Genomic DNA, 22257 nt, shown 5'->3' on the forward strand with positions numbered 1-22257 from the left:
ACATGTAGATAACTTTTGTGTAAGGAAATGTGAGTAATTCACTGTTTTAGAGAAAAGATCAGCCTATAGAAAGGCTGATCGGAACAAAAAAAGTAGAAAATAATTTCAATTATTTGCTTAAAATCATCTCTGCAGCCTTTTCTGCAATCATAATTGTGGGTGAATTGGTATTTCCGGAGGTTATCGTGGGCATAATCGATGCGTCGACGACTCGCAGTTGATCAATTCCGTGGACTTTTAATTGAGAGTCGACAACTGACATTGGGCTGTTGCCCATCTGACAAGTACCGACAGGATGAAAAATAGTGGTGGCAATATCGCCCGCTGCTTTAATGAGCTCTTCATCAGTATGAATCTCAATACCTGGCTTAAACTCTTCTGGTTGGTATTGTTTAAAGGCATCTGCTTTGCAGATATTTCTACTGAGTTTAAGTGCATCAGCAGCCACTTGTTTGTCTTCTTCATGGCTTAGGTAGTTAGGGGTGATGATAGGGGCTGAATAGGGGTTTGCAGAGCTTAATCGAATATGGCCCCGGCTTTTGGGCCTGAGGTTGCAAACAGAAACGGTAATAGCTGGGAACTTATGAAGTGGGTCACCCAACTTTTCGCAACTCAGTGGCTGAATATGGTATTCGAGATTAGCTGTATCGTACTTCTTATCGCTTTTCGCAAAGCCTCCTAACTGACTGGGAGCCATGGATAAAGGGCCTCGTCTGAAAAAAGCATAATCAAAAGCCATTTTAGCCTTGCCAAGCCAGCTATTCGCCTGCTCATTGAGGGTGTCAGCATTTTTGACTTTAAACACTGCCCTAACTTGTAGGTGATCTTGTAGGTTTTCTCCGACACCTGGAAGTTTATGGACAAGGTCTATATTGTGCTGTTTTAAGAGGCGTGGGTTGCCGATGCCTGAGCGCTGTAAAATAATAGGAGAGACAACTGCACCGGCCGATAATATGACTTCTTTATTCGCTCGAGCGTAGGTAGGAACGCCTTGAATATCGAACGCCACGCCTAAGGCTTTTTTATTTTCAATATGTAAGCGGTCAACGTGAGCGCAGGTGATAATTGTTAGGTTGGGCCTATGTGCTATTGGATGTAAAAACCCACTTGCGGATGACCAGCGCTTGCCTTTTTTCTGGTTTACTTGGAAATAGCTAAAGCCTTCGTTATCTCCCGTATTAAAATCATCTATTGATGGTATACCTGTTTCTGCTGCCGCTTGTCTGAAGCTATCGAGTATTTTCCATGAGAGACGTTGTTCCTCTACGCGCCATTCTCCGTTGGCTCCATGGATGTTTGATTCACCTAAGAAATGGTCTTCAGACTTTTTGAAATATGGCAGAAGATCATCCCAACCCCATCCCTCATTACCTAAAGCGGCCCAATGGTCATAATCTTGTTTTTGACCACGCATATAGATCATGCCATTAATGGAAGATGATCCTCCTAACACTTTGCCGCGAGGGTAGTTCAGGGCTCGCCCGTTCAGACCGGCATCTGCCTGTGTTTTAAAACACCAATCAGTTTTAGGATTGTTCATCGTGTAGATGTAACCGATAGGAATATGAATCCAGGGGTAAGTGTCTTTTGTTCCGGCTTCTAATAGCAGAACTTTATTTTTTGGATCAGCTGAGAGCCTATTAGCTAATACGCAGCCTGCTGAACCTGCTCCAATAATGATATAATCAGCCTGAAATTCACACGGGTGCATAACTTCTCCTGATACTCTTTCGCCTGCTTGGCTAAGAGTTGTTGTTTTTATTTGTTATATTCCCTTTTTAGCAAGTTATGAGCCTTTTTCATACGCTCAATTAATCGACTAACAACGGTAGTGCTTAGTGAGTGCTTAGTGAGTGATTAGCTGAGTTCTTACATTCTATGTTGCTTCAGCCCTTACTGTATAAAGAGGTACATACTTTGCCATTTGGAGGTGGTTGAGTGGCAAACAGATCAATTTTACGCTCACTCTGGCGATATACATTTTTAACATTACTATCGGTATGTTTTATATCTTTAGGCATTGTCGGTTTTATTAAGTTTGTTAACCCTCCGACATCTTCCTTTATGTTGATTGACCAATGGCAGAACCCAGAACGTAAGGTTAGACATCTTTGGGTTGAGCTTGAGGATATTTCGCAGTGGATGCCGTTAGCTGTTATTGCTAGTGAAGATCAATCTTTTGTTAAGCATTGGGGGATTGATACGCAACAATTACTGACTGCTTTAAAGGACTATCGCAAGAAAGGCTCTTTGCGAGGAGCAAGTACGATCTCTCAACAGACAGCAAAAAATTTATTCCTTTGGAACGGAAGACATTACATTAGGAAGGTTTTAGAGTTGGGTTTTACATTGGAGATGGAAGGCTTATGGTCAAAGCGGCGTATTATCGAAATTTATCTTAATATTGCAGAATTTGGTAATGGCGTTTACGGTGTTGAAGCGGCTAGTCAGCACTTTTTTGGAATAAAATCCCGTGATCTAACGCAAAAACAAGCGGCCATTTTGGCTGCGGTATTACCCAATCCTAAAAAATATAATGCAGCTCAACCCTCTGCCTATATCAGACAGCGAATAAAATGGATTATCCGCCAAATGAATCAGTTAGGGGGTACCCATTCCATACAGCCACTGTTACAACAAAAGTAAGGTTAGTGTTTTTGTAGCCAGTCCGCGAGCGCTATTCTTTCTTTGTCTGTCATACCTGTTTTATTCATAAATGGCATATCTTTTGAGATAACGGCGCGCGCATGAATGCGCGGAAGCCAGTTCATTATTTGATCTTTTGTATCGTAAATGACACCTGCTGGTGCTGTTGTAAATAATTCGTCAGTGGGAGTAGCGCTATGGCAACTACGACAGCGTTGCTGAATTAAACTGATGGCTTCATTTTCAGAAAGAGCCTTACTTGAAGCATCAAGTTTCATTGGTTTAGGCGCTACTGTCCAAGCCAGAGCTATAAACGCTAAAAATGCTGTGACTAGAATAAAGGGTCTAACGATGCCTTTATGTCGTAAGTTAAAGAAATGACGTGCCCACGCTGCAATTAACATTATTGTCCCTAGAACTAGCCAGCTGTATTCATGGCCGTACGTCATAGGGTAGTGGCTGCTTAACATAATAAAGAGTACAGGTAAGGTTGCGTAGTTATTATGGGTTGAACGTAACTTAGCGTTAATTCCGTATTTGGGGTCAGGCGCTTCGCCTTTTTCTACAGCGGCTACCAATGTGCGCTGTGCAGGCATAATTCCGACGAGTACGTTGGCTGCCATACAGGTACCAATAATTGCACCTACGTGAATATAAGTACCTCTATCACTTAAGACCAAGCCTAAACCAAAGGCAATTAGGGTAAGTAAAACCAACATAACCAAACCAAATATCAAGCCATAATTAACTAATGGTGACTTACAGGCTAAATCATAAATAACGACCCCGCCCAGAATACTACCCAATCCAATAGCAATAGCCGATAGTTGAGATATGTTGGCTTTATTTGTATCGATTAAGTAGGCATCAGCACCGACATAATAGATCAAGCTGAGTAATAAAAAGCCAGTAATCCAGGTACTGTATGCTTCCCATTTGAACCAGTGTAGTGTCTCTGGCATTTGTTCAGGCGCTAAGCGGTATTTGGCTACTTCGTAGAAACCCCCACCGTGTATTGCCCAGAGGTCACCAGAGATTCCTTTGTCTTTTTTCCATTGCGGGGGGCTTTGTAGCGTGTTATCTAACCAAATAAAATAGAAAGAGGCGCCAATCCAAGCTATTGCTGTGACTACATGTAAAAAACGCAGTATTAAGCTGATCCAATCTATTAGGTAAGGATCCATAGTTCATGCCTCTTATTACGTCACTAACATGATAAAATGCGTGGACTTAGTGCATTACAGAATTGAGAAGTATCTGTTTATCAAAGGTAACGAATATTTAATAGTTTGTTTTTGAATGATTTTTTATTTCTTGGGAGGCTTATTTAGCGACCATCTGAAATAATATTTGTATTCAAGTCATCCTAAAACTTGTCTTATTAGTCAGGTTTTGTACTAATTCTGCCACTGTGCGTTAAAAATAAGAATCTATTTTTGAACGGTTGGCTGGTTTTTTGCATTTCTGAGAGAAACTAATTTTACGTTAGTACTGTGCAGTACGTGATGCAAAAATCGTTCAACGGTGAGAAGAGGACACACATGAATACTCCTACAGCCAGTTTTCAGCCCGATCGCCCTAAACGGCTTATTATGCAAGGTATTACCAAGCAATATCCCGGTTGCCTAGCGAACGATAGTATTGATATTGATATCGGCGTGGGAGAGATACATGCCTTGCTGGGTGAGAACGGTGCAGGTAAAAGCACCTTAATGAAGATTATTTACGGTCTAGTCAAGCCTGATGCCGGAGAGATAACCTGGGAAGGTGACAAGATCCGCATTAAAGATCCTGCACATGCTAGAAAATTAGGCATAGGTATGGTATTTCAACACTTTTCCTTATTTGAAACGCTCACCGTTACCGAAAATATTGCTTTAGCCTTGGGCGATGAAGCTAAGGACATGAAAGTTTTAGCTGAAAAAATTCGTACGGTATCAGCACGCTATGGCATGGCACTTAACCCTGATCGCTATGTACACTCCTTGTCTGTAGGAGAAAGGCAGCGGGTTGAGATAGTACGTTGTCTAGTACAGGACATTCGTTTGTTAATCTTGGATGAACCTACATCAGTATTAACCCCGCAAGAGGTCGATACGCTTTTCGTTACGCTACGTCGTTTAGCGGAAGAAGGCTGCAGTATTTTGTTTATTAGTCACAAGTTAAACGAAGTTAAGGCTCTATGCCATCGTGCCACTGTGTTACGAGCTGGACATGTATCAGGCGCTTGCCTTCCTACAGAAGAAGATGCATCCAGTATGGCGCGGATGATGGTTGGCGATGAAACCCCTATTAGCATGGCGTATGACAAAGTTCAGGGGCAGGATATCTTTTTACAAATTCGCGGTTTGAGTCGTATTAGTGAGGATCCTTTTGGTGTTGATCTGAAAAATATCAATTTGGATGTACACGCCGGTGAAATTGTAGGTATTGCCGGAGTGGCGGGTAATGGCCAAGAAGAATTATTGGCAGCGTTGAGTGGTGAAGATATCATCAAAAATCACGATGCTATTCATTTTCCGTGTGGCCCCGTTGGGAATTTATCCCCAGAAAAGCGTCGCGGTAAAGGGCTTGCCTTTGTACCTGAAGAGCGCTTGGGACGCGGTGCTGTCCCTGATATGAGTTTGAAAGATAATGCTCTTTTAACAGGCTTTCTAACAGGCTTGATTAAAAACGGCATGATAGACCATGAGAGTACTGATAGCTTTGCTAAAAAAATCATTAAAAAGTTTAAAGTAAAGACGCCTAACAGTGGCACCCATGCTAAAAGCTTGTCGGGTGGTAACCTTCAAAAATTTATTATTGGTCGTGAGATAATGCAAAATCCGCGGTTGTTAATAGCAGCTCACCCGACGTGGGGAGTCGATATTGGCGCGGCAACGGCTATTCATCAGGCGTTGATTGAATTACGAGATAACGGTGCTGCTATTTTGATCGTTTCTGAAGATATCGATGAGCTATTTCAAATATCAGATCGTTTATGTGCACTTTGCGATGGTGCACTCTCTCCTATTAAGCCTGCCCCTTCGACAACAGTCGAAGAAGTAGGACGTTGGATGGCAGGGATATTTGATACAGACGTTTGTGATGATGAATTGTTTGATAAAAAATCAGTTTCTGCACAAGCCACGGCTACAGCCGTTCAGACTCATTAAGGAGTGGTAGATGTTTCTTAAGTTAGTACCTCGTGCAGAGCACTCCCGCAAGATGGCATATTTATCACCTCTGCTAGCCGGAGTTCTAACCCTGGTTACGGGGGGAATCTTTTTTTATCTGCAAGGGCATGATCCTCTTTTTGCTCTAAAAACGATGCTTTATACGCCTATATCAGATACCTATGGCTTAGCTGAGTTATGCGTTAAAACGGCTCCTATTTTACTGTGTGCTATTGGTCTGGCTATCGTGTTTAAGGCACAAGTGTGGAATATCGGTGCGGAAGGGCAGCTATTAATGGGGGGGCTCACTGCGAGCGCGTTAGCGGTCAATATCATAGAAGTAGAGGCTGCATGGGCTTTGCCGGTAGTGATGTTGGCGGGAATTGCTGGTGGTGCTTTATGGGCATTACTGGCTGCTTGGTTAAAAACCCACTTTAACGCTAACGAAATTCTAACAACCATCATGTTTAACTATATCGCACTCAACTTACTAATATTCTCGGTGCATGGTCCGTTAAAAGATCCTGATGGGTATAACTTCCCTGAATCCGCCTTGTTCGGCGATGCCTCTTTGTTACCAATTCTAGTGGAGGATACACGTGTACATGCTGGGATATTGTTTGCCTTGCTGGCGGTTGTCATTATTTGGGTTTTATTGGCTCGTAGCTTTATCGGCTTTCAAATAAAAGTATTGGGGTTGGATGCTAGCGCTGCAAGACTGGCCGGTTTTAAAGATAAAAAGCTTGTATGGATTGCTATGTTAATCAGTGGTGGTTTGGCTGGGCTAGCAGGTGCCGGTGAAGTTGCTGGTCCACTAGGGCAGCTCGTACCGCAAATATCACCCGGGTATGGTTATGCAGCTATCATTGTTGCTTTCTTAGGACGTTTACACCCTGTTGGTATTTTGTTTGCCAGCTTATTAATGGCCCTTATTTATATGGGTGGAGAGATGGCTCAAATTGAACTGAATATGCCGCTGGCTATTACCGGTTTGTTTCAAGGCATGTTGCTGTTTTATCTCCTTGCATGCGATGTATTGATTGGTTACAAAATTAAATTTCCTTGGTCAGGTGTGAAAACAGTGACAAGCCGTGTGGAGCAACAATAATGGATATTGATCTTATTACGAATATTCTCTACGCCATGATACGTACCGGGACCCCGCTACTGATTGTAGCCTTAGGTGAAATGGTATGTGAAAAAAGCGGTGTTTTAAATTTAGGCCAAGAAGGCATGATGTTGATGGGCGCTGTGGCAGGGTTTATAGCAACCTGGCTGACCGGTAGTTTGTTTTTTGGCTTCTTGATGGCGATCGTTGCGGGAGTGGTAATGTCGCAACTATTTGCCATGATAGCGTTGGGGCTTAACGCTAACCAAGTAGCGACAGGATTAGCATTGACCATTTTTGGAGGCGGTTTATCTGCGTTTATTGGTTCAAGCTTTGTGGGTAAACCTATAGACGGGCTAGAAATTATTGCTATCCCGTTTCTCAGTGATATTCCTGTGATCGGCAAGATGTTATTTGCTCAAGACTTAATCGTTTACTTATCTTTTGTCTTATTCGGTATTATTTTTTGGTTTTTCCGTTCCAGCCGTACCGGCTTAATTGTAAAGGCTGTTGGAGAGAATCCGCATGCGGCTAACGCTATTGGCTTGCCTGTTTTGCGTACTCGTTATTTAGCCGTGGCTTTTGGTGGCGCAATGGCGGGTTTAGCGGGCGGCTATTTATCACTAGCCTATACGCCTTTATGGGCTGAGAATATGACCGCCGGGCGCGGTTGGATTGCACTAGCATTGGTTGTTTTTGCTAGCTGGCGTACTGAGAGAATCCTGCTGGGGGCTTATTTGTTTGGTTTAGCCAGTATTCTACATCTGGTAGCACAAGGCTTAGGCTTTGCTGTTTCTCCTAATCTATTAGCGATGTTACCTTACATTGCTACAGTACTGGTTTTGGTGATGATGTCCCGTAATCAGGGGCGCAGCAAAATGTATGCGCCAATATCATTAGGCAAACCGTTTCATGCGGGAGCTTAAGGTAAATGATTAAAAACAGTTCCCTGTGGATAAAAAATCCACTGGCTATTTTGTCTAACCCAAAAGAAGATGCTCGTGGTGGTATTGTTGTTTCAGGCGGTAAAATTACTGAGCTGGTGGCTGTAGGGGCATTGCCCTCTCAGCCATATGATCAGATTTATGATGCTAGTCGACATGTCATATTGCCGGGGTTGATTAATACTCACCATCACTTCTATCAAACACTAACTCGAGCCTACCCTGACGCGCTGAATAAAGAACTATTTCCTTGGTTAAAGACACTCTACCCTCTGTGGGCAGGTTTAGAGCCTGAGATGCTAGCCTCTGCTAGCCGCTTGGCGTTAACAGAGCTGATGTTATCGGGCTGTACATTGGCAGCTGATCATCATTATCTGTTTCCTGAAGGTATGGAAAACGCCATCGATGTACAGGTTGCTGAGGCTGAGAAGCTCGGTATACGGGCGATGTTGACACGTGGTTCAATGAGCCTTGGTGAGAAAGATGGTGGCTTACCACCACAAACAACGGTTCAGAGTGAAGAACAAATATTGAGTGATAGTGAGCGACTTATTCAGCGTTATCACCAGCGCGGTGAAGGTGCTATGACCCAAATAGCATTGGCCCCCTGCTCGCCTTTTTCGGTAACGCCAGAAATTATGCAAGCAAGTGCATTGCTGGCGGAAGGCCATGATGTACGTCTACATACTCACTTAGCAGAAACCATCGACGAAGAAACATTCTGCCTGCAACGTTTTGGTATGCGCACAGTTGACTACCTTGAGAGCGTAGGCTGGTTATCGTCACGCACGTGGTTAGCACATGGTATTCACTTTGATGATGAAGAGATTCGTCGTTTAGGCCACGCCGGTGTGGGTGTATGCCACTGCCCGACATCTAACATGATGCTAGCATCAGGTATTGCCCGCACAAAAGAGTTAGAAGCGGCGGGCGTAGCTGTTGGCTTAGGTGTGGATGGATCAGCATCAAATGATGGCTCCAATATGATTCAGGAGGTCCGCCAGGCTTTATATCTTCAACGTTTACGCTATGGGTCATCGGCTGTAACCCATTTCGATGCATACCGCTGGGCGACACAGGGCTCTGCTGCTGTCTTAGGGCGAAGTGATGTAGGAGAAATAGCGCTGGGTAAGCAAGCAGACGTGGCGATGTTTACATTAGATGAGCTGCGCTTTTCAGGCAGTCATGACCCATTAGCCGCTTTACTACTGTGCGGCGCTGATAGAGCTGATCGTGTCATGATTGCGGGCCGATGGACTGTCGAGGATGGTGAGGTACCAGGCGTTGACAGGCATGCGCTCATTGCAGAGCACAGTGCGTTAGCTAACAAGCTTGCGGTTAAGTTGCAGCACTAGAATATTTTTACACTAGAAAAACCTGACTATTAGGTTATGATTTCTGGCAATGCTATGTCTTGCCATGTTTTTGTAAGGCATATTAAATTTTGGTTGATGAGGAATATTTGATGGGACAGTCGCCATACAGTAAAGATTTTCCAGTGACTTGGGAGGAGCTGCACCGTAACTCCCGTGCGTTATCATGGCGTTTACTGGAGTTGGGCCCGTGGAAAGGTATTATTGCTATCACGCGTGGGGGGTTAGTACCTGCGGCCATTTTGGCTCGTGAGCTGGATATTCGTTTGATCGATACCGTGTGTGTTACTAGCTATGGTGTAAATAACGAAGGTGATGCAGCGATGCATCAGGGTGAGTTGAACATTCTTAAAGGCGTGGAAGGCGATGGCGAAGGCTTTTTGCTGGTAGATGACTTAGTTGATACGGGCAAAACAGCTCGCTGTGTACGTGAAATGTTACCTAAAGCCCATTTCGTAACTTTATATGCTAAGCCTGCTGGTCGACCTTTGGTTGATACTTACGCAATGGAAGTGAGCCAAGATACTTGGATTCGTTTTCCATGGGATATGGAATACACTTTCTCAACACCTTTAGCAGATAGAACAAATACCGCAGGCTGAGCGTCTTAGCCAACAATAATAAGTGTCTTAACGAGGATTTCCGTAATGAAGAAAATCGTGTTAAAAAAACTCCTAACGGGCTTAATTGCTGGCGTAGGTTTAGTGGCTACATTAGGCGCTCAGGCAGCAGACCCTTTTAAAGTAGGTTTTGTGTACGTAGGGCCCGTAGGTGATCATGGATGGAGTTATCAGCATGATCAGGGGCGCTTGGCTGTTGAAAAGCATTTTGGCGATAAGGTAAAAACCACTTACGTTGAAAATGTACCAGAAGGTGCTGATGCTGAACGTGTTATCCGTAATCTTGCTAAAACGGGCCACGATCTGATTTTTACAACGTCCTTTGGTTTTATGAATCCAACGTTAAAAGTTGCTAAGCGTTTTCCTAAAGTAACGTTTGAACATGCGACAGGCTATAAACTGAAAAAAAACGTAGGTACTTACATATCTAATACCTATGAAGGACGTTATGTCGCGGGCTTTACTGCTGCAAAAATGACCAAGTCTAATAAAATTGGTTATATTGCTTCCTTCCCTATTCCTGAGGTTATTCGTGATATCAACGCTGTGCAGATGGCGTTAAATAAATATAACCCGGATGCTGAACTGAAAATCATTTGGGTCAATAGCTGGTTTGATCCAGGTAAAGAAGCGGATGCCGCTAATGCGATGATGGATCAGGGCGTGGATGTTATTTTGCAACACACGGATAGCCCGGCAGCAATGCAAGCCGCTAATAGACGCGGTGCCTATGCTGTAGGACAGGCATCTGATATGTCTAGTTTTGGTAAGAAGGCGCACATTCTTTCGGTTGTGGATAACTGGTCTCCCTTCTACATCAAGCGTGTTCAGCAAGTGATGGATGGTACTTGGAAGTCTGAAGATCATTGGGGTGGAATGGCTGAAGAAGAGATTGTTATTCCTGAGTTCAGTGATAGTGTCCCTGCGGATGTGGTAGCTGAAGCTCAAGCGATGATTGCTCAGATTAAAGCCGGAACTCTGCATCCGTTCGCCGGCCCTATTAAAAACCAAGCGGGCGAACTTAAAGTAGCTGAAGGCGAAATTTTACCGCATGATGAATTAGCGGGTATGAGCTGGTATATAGAAGGTGTTCCAGGAGAAATTCCTAGATAAATAGGAAAGATAACCTAAGGAACACTAGGGGGCTTATGCCCCCTTTTTTGATCGTTTTTTTAAGCTTATAACGGGAGCTTTTATGATAAGTATTACCCACTTTATTACACGGCTCCCTAAAGCTGAATTGCATCTTCACCTTGAAGGGAGTTTAGAGCCAGAATTAATGCTCAAGCTAGCGCAACGTAACAAGCTGTCGTTGCCTTATGATGATATCGCTGCGATTAAAGCTGCGTATGAGTTCGAAAATTTGCAGGACTTTCTTGATATTTATTACCAAGGCGCCAATGTATTGCAGACGGAACAGGACTTCTTTGATCTAACGTGGGCGTACCTTCTACGTTGTAAAGAACAAGGTGTAGTGCATACCGAGCCTTGTTTTGACCCGCAAACGCACACAGACCGAGGCATCCCTTTTCAGGTAGTGATCAACGGCATCAATGCGGCTTTAAAACAGGCAGAAACTGAATTAGGTATCAGTAGTTATCTAATACTCTCATTTTTACGTCATTTATCTGAAGAGGCTGCTTTTGAAACGTTAGAGATGGCATTGCCATACCGTGATCAGTTTATCGCTGTTGGTCTAGACAGTTCTGAAATGGGCCACCCACCAGAGAAGTTCCAGCGTGTATTTGCTAAAGCTCGCGCTGAAGGTTTCAAGGCGGTTGCTCATGCCGGTGAAGAAGGCCCTCCAGAATATGTGTGGTCAGCGTTAGACTCACTTAATGTAGACCGTATTGACCATGGTGTACGTGCCTATGAAGATTCTGAACTGATGCAGCGCTTGGTTGATGAGCAGGTTCCTCTAACGGTATGCCCGTTATCGAATACGCGCTTAAAAGTGTTCTCAGATATGGCAGACCACACCATATTAAAAATGCTGGACCAAGGGGTGATGGTGACAGTAAACTCCGATGACCCCGCTTATTTTGGCGGCTATGTCGTTGAAAACTACCAAGCACTGTATGAATCTCTAGAGATGACACGTGATCAATTAACACAGCTTGCGATCAATAGCATTAACGCTAGTTTTTTACCTCAAGACGCAAAAAATTCTATTCTCCTGAAGATTGAGTCTGTTTGAATTTAGACGCGCTATTCATATTACTTCGGTTTAGTATATGGCTCCCACTAAACCATTACCTGCGGCAGTAGTGCTATGAATAAACAGCCTTTTTTTGAATTAAAACCTGATACCGTCCTGTATGCCGTAGAGTCTCTTGGTTACTTAAGTGATGGGCGCATAATGGCTCTAAATAGCTACGAGAACCGCGTATATCAAGTAGGTATTGATGAGAAGACACCCCTTATTGCAAAATTTTATCGACCAGAGCGTTGGAGTGATGAGCAGATACTAGAAGAACATCAGTTCATGTATGAGCTGGTGGACCAAGAGCTTTCTGTTGTTGCGCCGATGAGAAATGAAAAAGGCGACAGCCTTTTTTGTTATGAAGATTTTCGTTTTTCCTTATTTGAGCGCCGTGGTGGTCGTGCTCCAGAATTAGATGATCCAGAACATCAGTTTCAATTGGGACGCACTATCGGCCGGATACATCAAGTCGGCCAGTCTCATGATTTTATCCACAGGCCTACTATGGATATTCAAAGCTATGGAATTGACAGTGTCGATTTTATAAGCCGGGAATTTATCCCCAGTTCTTTAAAAAATGCGTATGACAGCCTTACATCTGATCTTTTACGTGAAATTGACGCTGCTTTTAAACGTGCCGGTAATGTGAAGTTGATACGTGTGCATGGTGATTGCCATGCAGGGAATATTTTATGGAGGGATGATACGCCACACTTTGTAGATTTTGATGATGCTCGCATGGCACCGGCTATCCAAGATTTGTGGATGTTTTTAACTGGGGATAGGCATCAACAACAATTACAAATTGGTGAAGTCATTGAAGGCTACAATGAGTTTGCGGATTTTGACCCTCGTGAACTGCATTTAGTTGAAGCGCTACGTACACTTCGGATGATGTACTACGCGGCGTGGATTGCTCGCCGTTGGGATGATCCTGCTTTTCCTCACAGTTTTTCTTGGTTTAATACCGAACGTTACTGGGGAGAACATCTTTTACAGTTACGAGAGCAATTTTTTGCATTGCAGCAACCCGTGCTAAAACTACTTTGATATCCCTATATTGATGTAGGTGTTCGAGAGAGCTTTTAGATAGATTTTGAGATGGCTTTGAATTAACGAATGTCTAATCATCAGTCGAGTAGCCAACCTATCAGCCCTGCTCATGTGCGCGTGGCAGGAATTACGCTGTATCTAATGATATTGTTCTCAGTCGTGAATGGACTGAGCGATGCTATTCCTAGCTGGTGGGCAGGTGTAGCAGGTTGGTGCGCTGCTTTGTTGTTAATACGCCGTGTACGTAAGATGCAGCTCCTCCAGTCGGGGCTTATGATGCTGGTGGGTCTTAGCTGTTTGTTATGGAGCTTCTCACAAAGTGAAACGGTGCTTTGGTTAAAAGCCTTGAGTGCCAACCAAGCTCTGGTGGCGATGTTGGCTGCGGTAAGCTTTCTGCGATTGGTCGCTGCTTCTTCGATGAGTAAAGGCCACAGGGAACCACAAGGTAAAAAAGCTTTCTGGAAAACCCTGCTAGGTGTCCACCTTTTTGGTTCTGTTATTAATTTGTCGGCGATGATGATTATGGCCGAACGCCTTAACCAAAAGCAGCCTTTAAGCATGACACAGGCTGCGACGCTTTCTCGTGGTTTTGGTACTGTTGTGCTTTGGTCGCCGATTACTGCAGCGATGGGAGTTGCACTTACGAATACAGCTGGAGCAAACCTGTTTGTACTGGCTATGGCTGGACTACCTATTGCTGCTGTTGCTTTGTGGCTTGCAGGAACAGATATCACAACAGAGATAAAGGTTGAGCAGTTTAAAGGTTATCCACTGGACTTATCGGCTTTATGGATGCCTTCGTTGTTGGCCATATCAATTATGGCGTGTCATTTTTTATTACCACTGGTTCCAGTACTTACACTGATCTCTTTTTTATCCATTTTACTACCACTTATTGTGCTCGCTTTTAAAAAGTCCACTATACGTGGAAAGCCTCCGACAGGCTTACCTGTGTATAAACATCACGTTCTTAATGTTATCCCCAATATTGGTTCAGAATTACTGCTGTTTCTTGCGGCGGGTGTCTTGGCTGTCGGTATTGGGTCGGTGATGACATCGGCTGACATAGTACTTGGTTTTACCCATGTTGGTGCATGGCAAGCCAGTGTGCTGCTGACAGTGTCTGTCGTTTTAGCTATTGTTGGTGTACATCCAGTGATCACTGTAGCAACAGCGGGAGGTTTGTTTGCCAATATCGATGTTGCTCCAGATTTACTAGCGATGACATTTTTAATGTGTTGGTCAGGTGGTGTTATCGCATCACCGTTATCAGGAATGCATCTAACCCTGGCGGGTCGTTTTAATATTAGTAACTTTCAATTATTTATGCGCAACCGGAGCTTTTCAGTTAAGTTTTTGGTTTTGCAGATTCTATTTTTACATCTTTATGAGGCGTTAGGCGTGTTATAACTCTAGTTATACCTACGCTCTTTATTCACATAGCTATCTATCTTAATACTTTATCCGACAGTACAAGAGGCAATGTCATGAGTCATTCATCAAGCTATACACCACCGAAAGTCTGGACGATGGAAGCACCCAGCGGTGGAGAGTTCGCGAACATTAATCGTCCGGTTGCAGGTGCAACTCATACCAAGGCGCTTCCTGTGGGTCAGCATCCTTTGCAGCTTTATTCTCTTGCTACGCCTAATGGAATGAAGGCTACCATTATGCTTGAGGAGCTTTTAGCACTTGGGCATGAAGGTGCGGAGTATGATGCTTGGTTGATTCGTATTACGGAGGGTGATCAGTTTTCAAGTGGCTTTGTTGAGATTAATCCTAACTCTAAAATTCCTGCGCTTGTGGATAACAGTACAGAAACAGCAACGCAAGTATTTGAATCGGGTTCTATTTTGTTTTATCTCGCTGAAAAGTTTGATGCATTACTGCCTAAGGCGCTAGCCGACAGGACTGAAGTAATGAACTGGCTGTTTTGGCAGATGGGGTCTGCGCCCTATCTTGGCGGTGGGTTTGGGCACTTTTATGCCTATGCACCGGAAAAGTTTGAGTACCCGATTGATCGTTTTACCATGGAAACAAAGCGGCAGTTGGATGTACTTGACCGAGCATTGGCTGAGCGTCCGTATATTGCTGGAAACGAATACAGTATTGCTGATATCGCTATTTGGCCTTGGTATGGTGGTTTAGTGTTAGGTCATTTATATGACGCTGCAGAGTTTCTTGCGGTACATGAATATACACATGTGCAGCGCTGGGCAAATGATATAGCTAAACGCCCCGCTGTCATTCGTGGCCGTAAGGTCAACAGAACATGGGGGGAGGAAGCGGATCAGGTACCAGAACGTCATGATGGCGCTGATCTTGATTAGGTGTGGCTTGTTTATTAGGTCCTAATTACAAATAGGAAGATTACTTTCCGATACAGAAACTGGAAAATATTCGTCCTAATAAATCATCATTACTAAATTGGCCAGTAATTTCACCTAAGGCTTGCTGAGCTTGCCTTAGGTCCTCGGCGAGTAACTCTCCTGCACCATTGTGGATAAGTTGATCTCGACCGGTTTCTAGTAATTGTGAAGCGCTATTGAGTGCTTCAAGGTGGCGACGACGAGCAAGAAAGCCACCTTCTGTTGTCGCTTGGTAACCCATACAGGTTTTAAGGTGGTCACGTAGCGTCTCTATGCCCTCCCCAGCTTTCGCCGATAGATTGATTAGCGTATGACCGTGCACCTCTTGTAGGCCGAATTCTTCGCCACTCAGGTCAGATTTATTGCGGATAACCGTGATTTTACTTTGATCTTGTAACTGGTCTACAAACTCAGGCAAAATTTGCTGGGGGTCATCTGCGTGCGTTTTGGTGCTATCAACCATTAATAGCACTCTATCTGCTTTGTGAATCTCTTCCCAAGCACGACTAATACCAATCCGCTCAACTTCATCCGGCGCATCACGTAATCCAGCGGTATCGATAATGTGAAGTGGCATGCCATCAATGTGGATATGTTCACGTAACACGTCACGTGTTGTCCCAGCAATATCAGTAACAATGGCCGTTTCTCTACCTGCTAGTGCATTTAACAGGCTGGATTTGCCTGCATTGGGTCGTCCTGCAATAACAACGCTCATCCCTTCGCGAATTAAACTACCCTGCTTTGCTTCACTTAGCACGGCGGCTAGGTTGGCAATAATGCCATGTAGATCAGAGAGTACTTTTCCGTCAGCGAGGAAGTCGATCTCTTCTTCGGGGAAATCTATGGCTGCTTCAACATAGATACGTAACTGGATAAGTGATTCTACTAGCGTGTTTATTCGGCGAGAAAATTCACCTTGTAAGGAGCGTAATGCACAACGTGCAGCTTGTTGCGATGAACTGTCGATAAGGTCTGCGATAGCTTCTGCTTGTGCTAGGTCGAGCTTGTCATTTAAGAAAGCGCGCTCGGAGAACTCTCCTGGTCTTGCAAGTCGAGCACCAAGAGACTGAACACGTTGTAGCAGGAAATCCATCACCACAGGGCCGCCATGCCCTTGTAGCTCTAAAATATCTTCACCGGTAAAGGAATTAGGACCAGGAAAATAAAGGGCTATCCCTTCATCGAGTTCGTTTCCTTGTGAGTCCTTGAATGCCCCGTAATGTGCATAACGGGGTTTTGGTAAGTGTCCGAGAACCTGTTCTGCAATCTCAACTGCCTTTGGGCCTGATACGCGAATAATTCCCACACCGCCACGCCCTGGAGCGGTGGCTTGTGCAGCAATGGTTTCTTGAGGTATCAGGCTCATAGGTACTCCGTTTGTCTTGCCGCATTTAAAAAGGCTCCCGTAGGAGCCTTTTTAGAACGTTACGCTACTTTGAGGATGCGCTAGGTTCTGCTTCAATCTGTTTGTTAATCACATACTGTTGTGCGATAGATAATACGTTGTTCACTACCCAGTACAATGTCAGACCTGCAGGGAACCACAGGAAGAAGAAAGTGAACATGATAGGCAACATTTTCATTACTTTAGCCTGCATTGGATCCGGAGGTGTTGGGTTCAGCGATTGCTGAATAAACATACTCACACCCATAATAATTGGCAGAATAAAGTAAGGGTCTTTTGCTGAAAGGTCCGTCAGGTAGAGGAAGTCTGCATGGCGCAGCTCAACTGATTCCATGAGTACCCAATACAAAGAGATGAAAATCGGCATTTGAGCAACAATAGGTAAACAGCCGCCCAACGGGTTGATCTTCTCTTTCTTGTACAGCTCCATCATAGCCTGAGACATCTTCTGGCGATCGGCACCGTGTAGCTCTTTCAAGCGAGTCATTTCAGGGCCAAACTTACGCATCTTGGCCATAGACTTGAAGGCTTTTGCGTTTAACTGGAACAGTAATGCCTTCACTAGAAGCGTGATACAAATAATAGTCAGCCCCCAGTTTCCTACGATTCCATGAATCCACTTAAGAACAACATAGAGTGGTGATGCAATCCACCACAGCCAACCGAAATCAAGAGTACGGTCCAGCATAGGTGCCGCCGCTTCCATCTGGTTTACATCTTTAGGGCCTGCATAAAAAGATGCGGAAACAGTTTTCTCGCCCCCAGCGGCTACTTCAAACGAAGGCGATACAAAACCTGCTATATAGTTACCATTGAGTTTACGAGTGCTGTAAGTGTATTCAGCTCCTGGTGTAGGTATCCATGCACTTAAGAAATAGTGCTGAACCATAGCTGCCCAACCGTCAGGTGTTGTTTCACTGAAGTTAGTTTCATTAATATCATCAAAGTCATATTTTCTATAACTGTCTGAAGCTGTCGAAAAGACAGGACCAAGGTAAGATTGCATACCCATATCAGTTGATGAATTAGGGTCAGCACTTTGGTCACGTTTTATTTGAGCAAATAAGTTTGCTTGGAACGTTTCAGTAGAGGTGTTATTAACGATATATTCTTGGCCAATAGTGTAAGAGCCTTTGCTGAAGATATATCGCTTAGTAATGTTAACCCCTTTAGCATCGCTAAAGACTAGATCAACATTAACGTTGTCTTGATTGTCCAGAGTGTATTCGCTTTTTTCTACTGAGTAGGTTGGGCGTCCGTCTGGGTTTGCATCTGGGCCGTTTGTGCCAACCAAACCACTTTGTGAAACGTAAGTGCGGTTAACATTTTGTTCAAGCAGAATAAATGGAAGCTCGCTTCCTAACGTTGCTTTATAAGCAGGTAAGGCTACTTGAATAATATCGCCGCCCTTCGCATCAATAAGCACATCTAATACATCAGTTTTAACTGTGATTAGTTGAGCTGGTACTGTGCCTGAAGTGGCGGTTTCTGTGGTGGGTAACTCACCTGTAGAGCTCTTTTTTTCAGCATTAACTGCACTAGGAAGGTCGCTGCTTGTTGATGCACTGCCGTAGACAGATACAGAAGCAGCCGGGGCTTGTGCTGTTGGTTGCTGACCGTAATCCTCATTCCACTGTAATACCAGCATATATGAGATAAGTGCCAGAGCGGCAACTAGTATGACTCGCTGTACATCCATAAGTTTAAGACCGTTAATCTTGCTTGTTAAGTACGTGTTTGGATTTTTTATTCAACCGAGACCAGCATTTTTCGGCAAGACGATGTAAGTCGCATGCGCTTATATCACCCAGTCCTGGACGTGCCAGAATGATCATATCGACGGGTGGTAGGTTTTGCTGGTTAAGGCGAAATGACTCGCGAATGATACGCCGAACATGATTACGTTTCACTGCTCTACGTACATTTTTTTTTGAAATCACAAACCCGAGACGTGGATGTTCGAGTCCGTTATGACGGGCTAGTATCAGTATTTTCTGATCTGGGACTTTGACAGTGACCCCATCAAAGACTTTTTGAAAGTCCCCGGCAGTCAGCAAACGCAGCTGTCGGGGATATCCGAATTCGGTCATTCAAGTACCAGATCCGGTCGCAGTCTGTTATTAAGCAGACAGACGCGAACGGCCTTTTGCACGACGGCGGTTGATAATTGCGCGACCACTTTTAGTAGCCATGCGAGCACGAAAGCCGTGTGTACGAGCACGTTTTAAAACGCTTGGTTGAAATGTTCTTTTCATCAGTCAGTACCTACTATTAACGCTTGTTAAGTGCTCGGTTATTAGCTGGCTGAAGCTACAGAGCAAAATTAAGACGCGAAATTCTAGTGAATTAATTAAGATAATTCAAATGGTTTTTTAGTTAATGCGTGAAAATAGGTTAATAAATTTATTAGGCCTCTTTTTTCAGTCGGTGGATAAGTAAAACTGGATAAAAATGTTTATAAGTCTTTGTTCTTTTATATAACAATAACTTGGGCTGTTAGTAAGTGGTTACGTATTATGTTGGTTTACTGTTTGTAAGTGAAAAATAGTATGAAAAACATACAATTTTCCATGTATTGATGCGCATATTATTATTTGTACTTAAGTTATCATTATTTAGCATTGCTGTGTGGATAAGTGTTGTGGATCACTGTAGAATAGCGGCTATATAACAGTCACTTATGCTGTTTTCAGTGCGAATCATTATTTTTGCGGAGAGTTTATGTCGGGAGATTTGTGGGAACGTTGTTTGCCTAGCCTGCAAAGTGAGTTCCCTGCTCAGCAGTATAATACTTGGATTCGCCCGCTGAGTGCTGATGAAAGCCAAAATTCTGTTGTCGTTCTTCTGGCTCCCAATCGTTTCGTAAGAGATTGGGTTAATGATAAATTCCTTTCCCGTATTAGGCAGGTCGTTAGTGATGTTTCGGGAGACATCAGTATTGATGTCCGCGTAGATATTGCCGCTGTTGTTGCAGGTGCTTCCTCTGCTCGTCGAATGCCACCGCGTCCTCGGCCTGCTGCGCCTCCACCTGTATCTGCCTATGCCGAACCTGCTCAAGTTGAATATGAACCTCAAGCAACTAATGCGCCTTCTTCTGTTGTAAGCGCTCACTCTGCGCCTGTTGCTGTGATACCAGCGCCTCAGCTGGAGCTGGATGTTGGCGTTTCTGAACCAGGTAGAGCCATTGATGTAAATGTAGAAGGTGGTTTGCGTCACCAGTCAAATTTGAACAGAGCCTTTACGTTTGAGTCATTTGTTCAGGGTAAATCAAACCAGCTGGCATTAGCTGCAGCGCAACAAGTGGCTGATAACCCTGGTGGAGCGTACAACCCACTCTTTATATACGGTGGTGTTGGTCTAGGTAAAACCCATTTAATGCATGCCGTTGGCATGGAAATGCTACGCCAAAACCCTAATGCTCGTATCGTTTATCTACACTCTGAACGTTTTGTGGCCGATATGGTTAAGGCACTGCAACTCAATGCTATTAATGACTTTAAACGTTATTACCGTTCAGTTGATGCTCTGTTGATCGATGATATTCAGTTTTTTGCGGGTAAAGAGCGCTCTCAAGAAGAGTTTTTCCACACATTCAATGCATTATTAGAAGGTGGTCAGCAGATGATTCTGACCAGTGATCGTTACCCCAAAGAGATTAACGGCGTCGAAGAACGCTTGAAATCACGTTTTGGTTGGGGATTGACTGTTGCTGTCGAGCCTCCTGAATTAGAAACACGTGCAGCTATCGTTATGAAGAAGGCTGCAGAAGCAAAAATTATACTGCCAGATGATGCTGCTTTTTTCCTCGCACAGAAGATTCGCTCTAATGTTCGCGAGCTGGAAGGAGCACTGAAACGTGTCATTGCGAATGCCCACTTCACGGGTAATGCAATCACTACGCCTTTCATTAAAGAATCATTGAAAGACTTGCTGGCATTACAGGATAAACAAGTTAGTATTGACAATATTCAGCGTGTGGTCGCGGAGTATTATAAAATTAAGATATCCGACTTACTATCTAAGCGAAGAAGTCGCTCGGTAGCACGTCCACGTCAGGTTGCGATGAGTCTTTCTAAAGAGCTAACTAATCACAGCTTGCCTGAGATTGGGAACGCTTTTGGTGGTCGTGACCATACGACGGTGTTACACGCTTGCCGTAAAATCAAAGAGTTACGGGAAAGTGATCCGGATATCAGAGAAGATTATCAAAACCTGCTACGCCACCTAACGGCGTAGTATCGGAGCGGAATAAGGGTAGGTTGCCATGAAATTCGTTATTTCACGTGAAGCACTAATTAAACCGCTGCAATTGGTAGCGGGTGTTGTGGAGCGTCGTCAAACACTTCCAGTGTTGTCCAATATTCTATTGGTCGCTGAAGATCATAAACTGTCGATGACAGGAACTGATCTTGAAGTTGAGCTGGTTGGTTGTGTGATGCTTGATGAGCCTGCTGAACCCGGTTCTATTACCGTACCAGCGCGTAAGCTTATGGATATTTGTAAATCGCTCCCTGACGATTCGCAGATTGAAATGACGCTAACTGGCCAGAAGATGGTTATAAAATCAGGTCGTAGCCGCTTTACACTGTCTACCTTGCCAGCAGCTGAGTTTCCAAATGTTGAGGATAGCCCGCAGACATTTGATCTAACGTTGTCTCAAGGAGAGCTGCGCTACCTTATTGAGCAAACGGGCTTTTCTATGGCTCAGCAAGATGTGCGCTACTACCTCAATGGTATGCTGCTTGAGATTGCTGATGGTTCATTACGTACGGTTGCCACTGATGGCCATCGTTTAGCAACCAGTGTTGCTGCTGTTGAGACTGCTCATCAATCTGCTCACCAAATAATTGTCCCTCGTAAAGGGATATTGGAATTGGCTCGACTGCTTCAACAAGGCGAAGAGCCACTTAAGTTGGTAGTGGGCGCTAATCATATCCGTGCTCATGTGGGTGACTTTATCTTCACCTCGAAACTGGTCGATGGAAAGTTTCCTGATTACCAGCGTGTTATTCCTCGAAATGGGGATAAGTATGTACTGGGTGATCGCCAAGCATTGCGCAAAGTATTCAGTCGTATCGCTATACTCTCGAATGAGAAATACCGCGGTGTTCGTCTGACATTAACCAGTGGCTTTTTGCAAGTAATGGCAAATAACCCAGAGCAGGAAGAAGCAGAAGAAACTATCGCAATCGACTATGAAGGTGATTCACTCGAAATCGGCTTTAATGTGAATTACTTGTTGGATGCATTATCTATTTTGAATTCTGATGTAGTGCGTTTTACTCTGTCTGATTCTAATAGCAGTGCACTAATCGAAGGTCATGATGAACAGGGTAACCTCTACGTTGTCATGCCGATGAGAATGTAAGATAGGATGA

19 protein-coding genes are annotated in these 22257 nt (G+C 44.1%); 13 read left to right on the forward strand and 6 right to left on the reverse strand.

What is annotated here, in order from left to right:
• Positions 1-109: 109 nt before the first annotated feature.
• Positions 110-1711, reverse strand: coding sequence for a GMC family oxidoreductase N-terminal domain-containing protein (locus QZZ55_RS08730; protein WP_293266937.1), 1602 nt, complete (start codon positions 1709-1711; stop codon positions 110-112).
• Between the two features lie 227 nt (positions 1712-1938).
• Here QZZ55_RS08730 and mtgA point away from each other — a divergent pair, with 227 nt between their 5' ends.
• Positions 1939-2646, forward strand: a complete 708-nt coding sequence (mtgA, locus tag QZZ55_RS08735) for a monofunctional biosynthetic peptidoglycan transglycosylase (RefSeq protein ID WP_293266938.1) — start codon at positions 1939-1941, stop codon at positions 2644-2646.
• Between the two features lie 2 nt (positions 2647-2648).
• Here mtgA and QZZ55_RS08740 read toward each other — a convergent pair whose 3' ends face one another.
• Positions 2649-3830: a urate hydroxylase PuuD gene (locus QZZ55_RS08740; protein WP_293266939.1), complete on the reverse strand. Its 1182-nt coding sequence runs from the start codon at positions 3828-3830 to the stop codon at positions 2649-2651.
• A gap of 357 nt (positions 3831-4187) precedes the next feature.
• On the opposite strand from QZZ55_RS08740, the gene QZZ55_RS08745 reads away from it, so the two are divergent.
• From QZZ55_RS08745 to yghU, 10 genes are all read left to right on the forward strand, one after another.
• Positions 4188-5801, forward strand: coding sequence for an ABC transporter ATP-binding protein (locus QZZ55_RS08745; protein ID WP_293266940.1), 1614 nt, complete (start codon positions 4188-4190; stop codon positions 5799-5801).
• A gap of 10 nt (positions 5802-5811) precedes the next feature.
• Complete coding sequence (locus tag QZZ55_RS08750) at positions 5812-6909, forward strand: ABC transporter permease (RefSeq protein WP_293266941.1); 1098 nt, start codon at positions 5812-5814, stop codon at positions 6907-6909.
• Positions 6909-7835, forward strand: coding sequence for an ABC transporter permease (locus QZZ55_RS08755; RefSeq protein WP_293266942.1), 927 nt, complete (start codon positions 6909-6911; stop codon positions 7833-7835). Before QZZ55_RS08750 ends, QZZ55_RS08755 begins: the two co-directional genes overlap by 1 nt.
• A 5-nt stretch (positions 7836-7840) precedes the next feature.
• Entirely contained in the window at positions 7841-9208 is a 1368-nt protein-coding gene (locus QZZ55_RS08760; protein WP_293266943.1) for an 8-oxoguanine deaminase, read from the forward strand.
• 110 nt (positions 9209-9318) lie between these two features.
• Positions 9319-9828 (forward strand): xanthine phosphoribosyltransferase, encoded by a 510-nt coding sequence (gpt, locus tag QZZ55_RS08765; protein WP_293266944.1) that lies wholly within the window; start codon positions 9319-9321, stop codon positions 9826-9828.
• Between the two features lie 45 nt (positions 9829-9873).
• A complete protein-coding gene (locus QZZ55_RS08770; protein WP_293266945.1) occupies positions 9874-10959 on the forward strand; it encodes a BMP family ABC transporter substrate-binding protein in 1086 nt (361 codons plus the stop codon).
• 82 nt (positions 10960-11041) lie between these two features.
• The gene (locus tag QZZ55_RS08775) at positions 11042-12043 is read left to right on the forward strand and encodes an adenosine deaminase (RefSeq protein WP_293266946.1); all 1002 of its coding nucleotides are present in this window, start codon (positions 11042-11044) and stop codon (positions 12041-12043) included.
• Between the two features lie 75 nt (positions 12044-12118).
• On the forward strand, positions 12119-13099 hold the full coding sequence (locus tag QZZ55_RS08780; RefSeq protein WP_293266947.1) for a serine/threonine protein kinase: 981 nt from the start codon (positions 12119-12121) through the stop codon (positions 13097-13099).
• Between the two features lie 69 nt (positions 13100-13168).
• On the forward strand, positions 13169-14512 hold the full coding sequence (locus QZZ55_RS08785; protein ID WP_293266948.1) for a hypothetical protein: 1344 nt from the start codon (positions 13169-13171) through the stop codon (positions 14510-14512).
• A 77-nt stretch (positions 14513-14589) separates the two neighbouring features.
• Complete coding sequence (yghU, locus tag QZZ55_RS08790; RefSeq protein WP_293266949.1) at positions 14590-15432, forward strand: glutathione-dependent disulfide-bond oxidoreductase; 843 nt, start codon at positions 14590-14592, stop codon at positions 15430-15432.
• 40 nt (positions 15433-15472) lie between these two features.
• On the opposite strand, the gene mnmE is transcribed toward yghU, so the two are convergent.
• From mnmE to rpmH, 4 genes are all read right to left on the reverse strand, one after another.
• Entirely contained in the window at positions 15473-16840 is a 1368-nt protein-coding gene (gene mnmE, locus QZZ55_RS08795) for a tRNA uridine-5-carboxymethylaminomethyl(34) synthesis GTPase MnmE (RefSeq protein ID WP_293266950.1), read from the reverse strand.
• A 64-nt stretch (positions 16841-16904) separates the two neighbouring features.
• Entirely contained in the window at positions 16905-18578 is a 1674-nt protein-coding gene (yidC, locus tag QZZ55_RS08800; protein WP_293266951.1) for a membrane protein insertase YidC, read from the reverse strand.
• A 13-nt stretch (positions 18579-18591) separates the two neighbouring features.
• Positions 18592-18969: a ribonuclease P protein component gene (gene rnpA, locus QZZ55_RS08805; protein ID WP_293266952.1), complete on the reverse strand. Its 378-nt coding sequence runs from the start codon at positions 18967-18969 to the stop codon at positions 18592-18594.
• Positions 18970-18999: 30 nt separating this feature from the next.
• Positions 19000-19134, reverse strand: a complete 135-nt coding sequence (gene rpmH / locus QZZ55_RS08810; RefSeq protein WP_028468230.1) for a 50S ribosomal protein L34 — start codon at positions 19132-19134, stop codon at positions 19000-19002.
• A 466-nt stretch (positions 19135-19600) separates the two neighbouring features.
• Between rpmH and dnaA the strand changes: the two genes are divergently transcribed.
• Positions 19601-21115 (forward strand): chromosomal replication initiator protein DnaA, encoded by a 1515-nt coding sequence (dnaA, locus tag QZZ55_RS08815; RefSeq protein ID WP_293266953.1) that lies wholly within the window; start codon positions 19601-19603, stop codon positions 21113-21115.
• A gap of 28 nt (positions 21116-21143) precedes the next feature.
• The gene (gene dnaN, locus QZZ55_RS08820; RefSeq protein WP_293266954.1) at positions 21144-22247 is read left to right on the forward strand and encodes a DNA polymerase III subunit beta; all 1104 of its coding nucleotides are present in this window, start codon (positions 21144-21146) and stop codon (positions 22245-22247) included.
• Positions 22248-22257 lie beyond the last annotated feature (10 nt).

The organism is Neptunomonas sp. (genome assembly GCF_016744175.1).
GTDB lineage: Bacteria > Pseudomonadota > Gammaproteobacteria > Pseudomonadales > Balneatricaceae > Neptunomonas.

Excerpts from the sequence above, each read along its gene's own strand:
- dnaN (WP_293266954.1), top strand. The coding sequence starts at position 21,144 with ATGAAATTCGTTATTTCACGTGAAGCACTAATTAAACCGCTGCAATTG.
- dnaA (WP_293266953.1), top strand. The coding sequence starts at position 19,601 with ATGTCGGGAGATTTGTGGGAACGTTGTTTGCCTAGCCTGCAAAGTGAG.
- QZZ55_RS08755 (WP_293266942.1), top strand. The coding sequence starts at position 6,909 with ATGGATATTGATCTTATTACGAATATTCTCTACGCCATGATACGTACC.
- QZZ55_RS08745 (WP_293266940.1), top strand. The coding sequence starts at position 4,188 with ATGAATACTCCTACAGCCAGTTTTCAGCCCGATCGCCCTAAACGGCTT.
- QZZ55_RS08730 (WP_293266937.1), bottom strand. The coding sequence starts at position 1,711 with ATGCACCCGTGTGAATTTCAGGCTGATTATATCATTATTGGAGCAGGT.
- QZZ55_RS08775 (WP_293266946.1), top strand. The coding sequence starts at position 11,042 with ATGATAAGTATTACCCACTTTATTACACGGCTCCCTAAAGCTGAATTG.
- QZZ55_RS08740 (WP_293266939.1), bottom strand. The coding sequence starts at position 3,830 with ATGGATCCTTACCTAATAGATTGGATCAGCTTAATACTGCGTTTTTTA.
- QZZ55_RS08750 (WP_293266941.1), top strand. The coding sequence starts at position 5,812 with ATGTTTCTTAAGTTAGTACCTCGTGCAGAGCACTCCCGCAAGATGGCA.
- QZZ55_RS08785 (WP_293266948.1), top strand. The coding sequence starts at position 13,169 with ATGTCTAATCATCAGTCGAGTAGCCAACCTATCAGCCCTGCTCATGTG.
- gpt (WP_293266944.1), top strand. The coding sequence starts at position 9,319 with ATGGGACAGTCGCCATACAGTAAAGATTTTCCAGTGACTTGGGAGGAG.
- rnpA (WP_293266952.1), bottom strand. The coding sequence starts at position 18,969 with ATGACCGAATTCGGATATCCCCGACAGCTGCGTTTGCTGACTGCCGGG.
- QZZ55_RS08770 (WP_293266945.1), top strand. The coding sequence starts at position 9,874 with ATGAAGAAAATCGTGTTAAAAAAACTCCTAACGGGCTTAATTGCTGGC.
- yghU (WP_293266949.1), top strand. The coding sequence starts at position 14,590 with ATGAGTCATTCATCAAGCTATACACCACCGAAAGTCTGGACGATGGAA.
- QZZ55_RS08760 (WP_293266943.1), top strand. The coding sequence starts at position 7,841 with ATGATTAAAAACAGTTCCCTGTGGATAAAAAATCCACTGGCTATTTTG.
- mnmE (WP_293266950.1), bottom strand. The coding sequence starts at position 16,840 with ATGAGCCTGATACCTCAAGAAACCATTGCTGCACAAGCCACCGCTCCA.
- QZZ55_RS08780 (WP_293266947.1), top strand. The coding sequence starts at position 12,119 with ATGAATAAACAGCCTTTTTTTGAATTAAAACCTGATACCGTCCTGTAT.
- yidC (WP_293266951.1), bottom strand. The coding sequence starts at position 18,578 with ATGGATGTACAGCGAGTCATACTAGTTGCCGCTCTGGCACTTATCTCA.
- rpmH (WP_028468230.1), bottom strand. The coding sequence starts at position 19,134 with ATGAAAAGAACATTTCAACCAAGCGTTTTAAAACGTGCTCGTACACAC.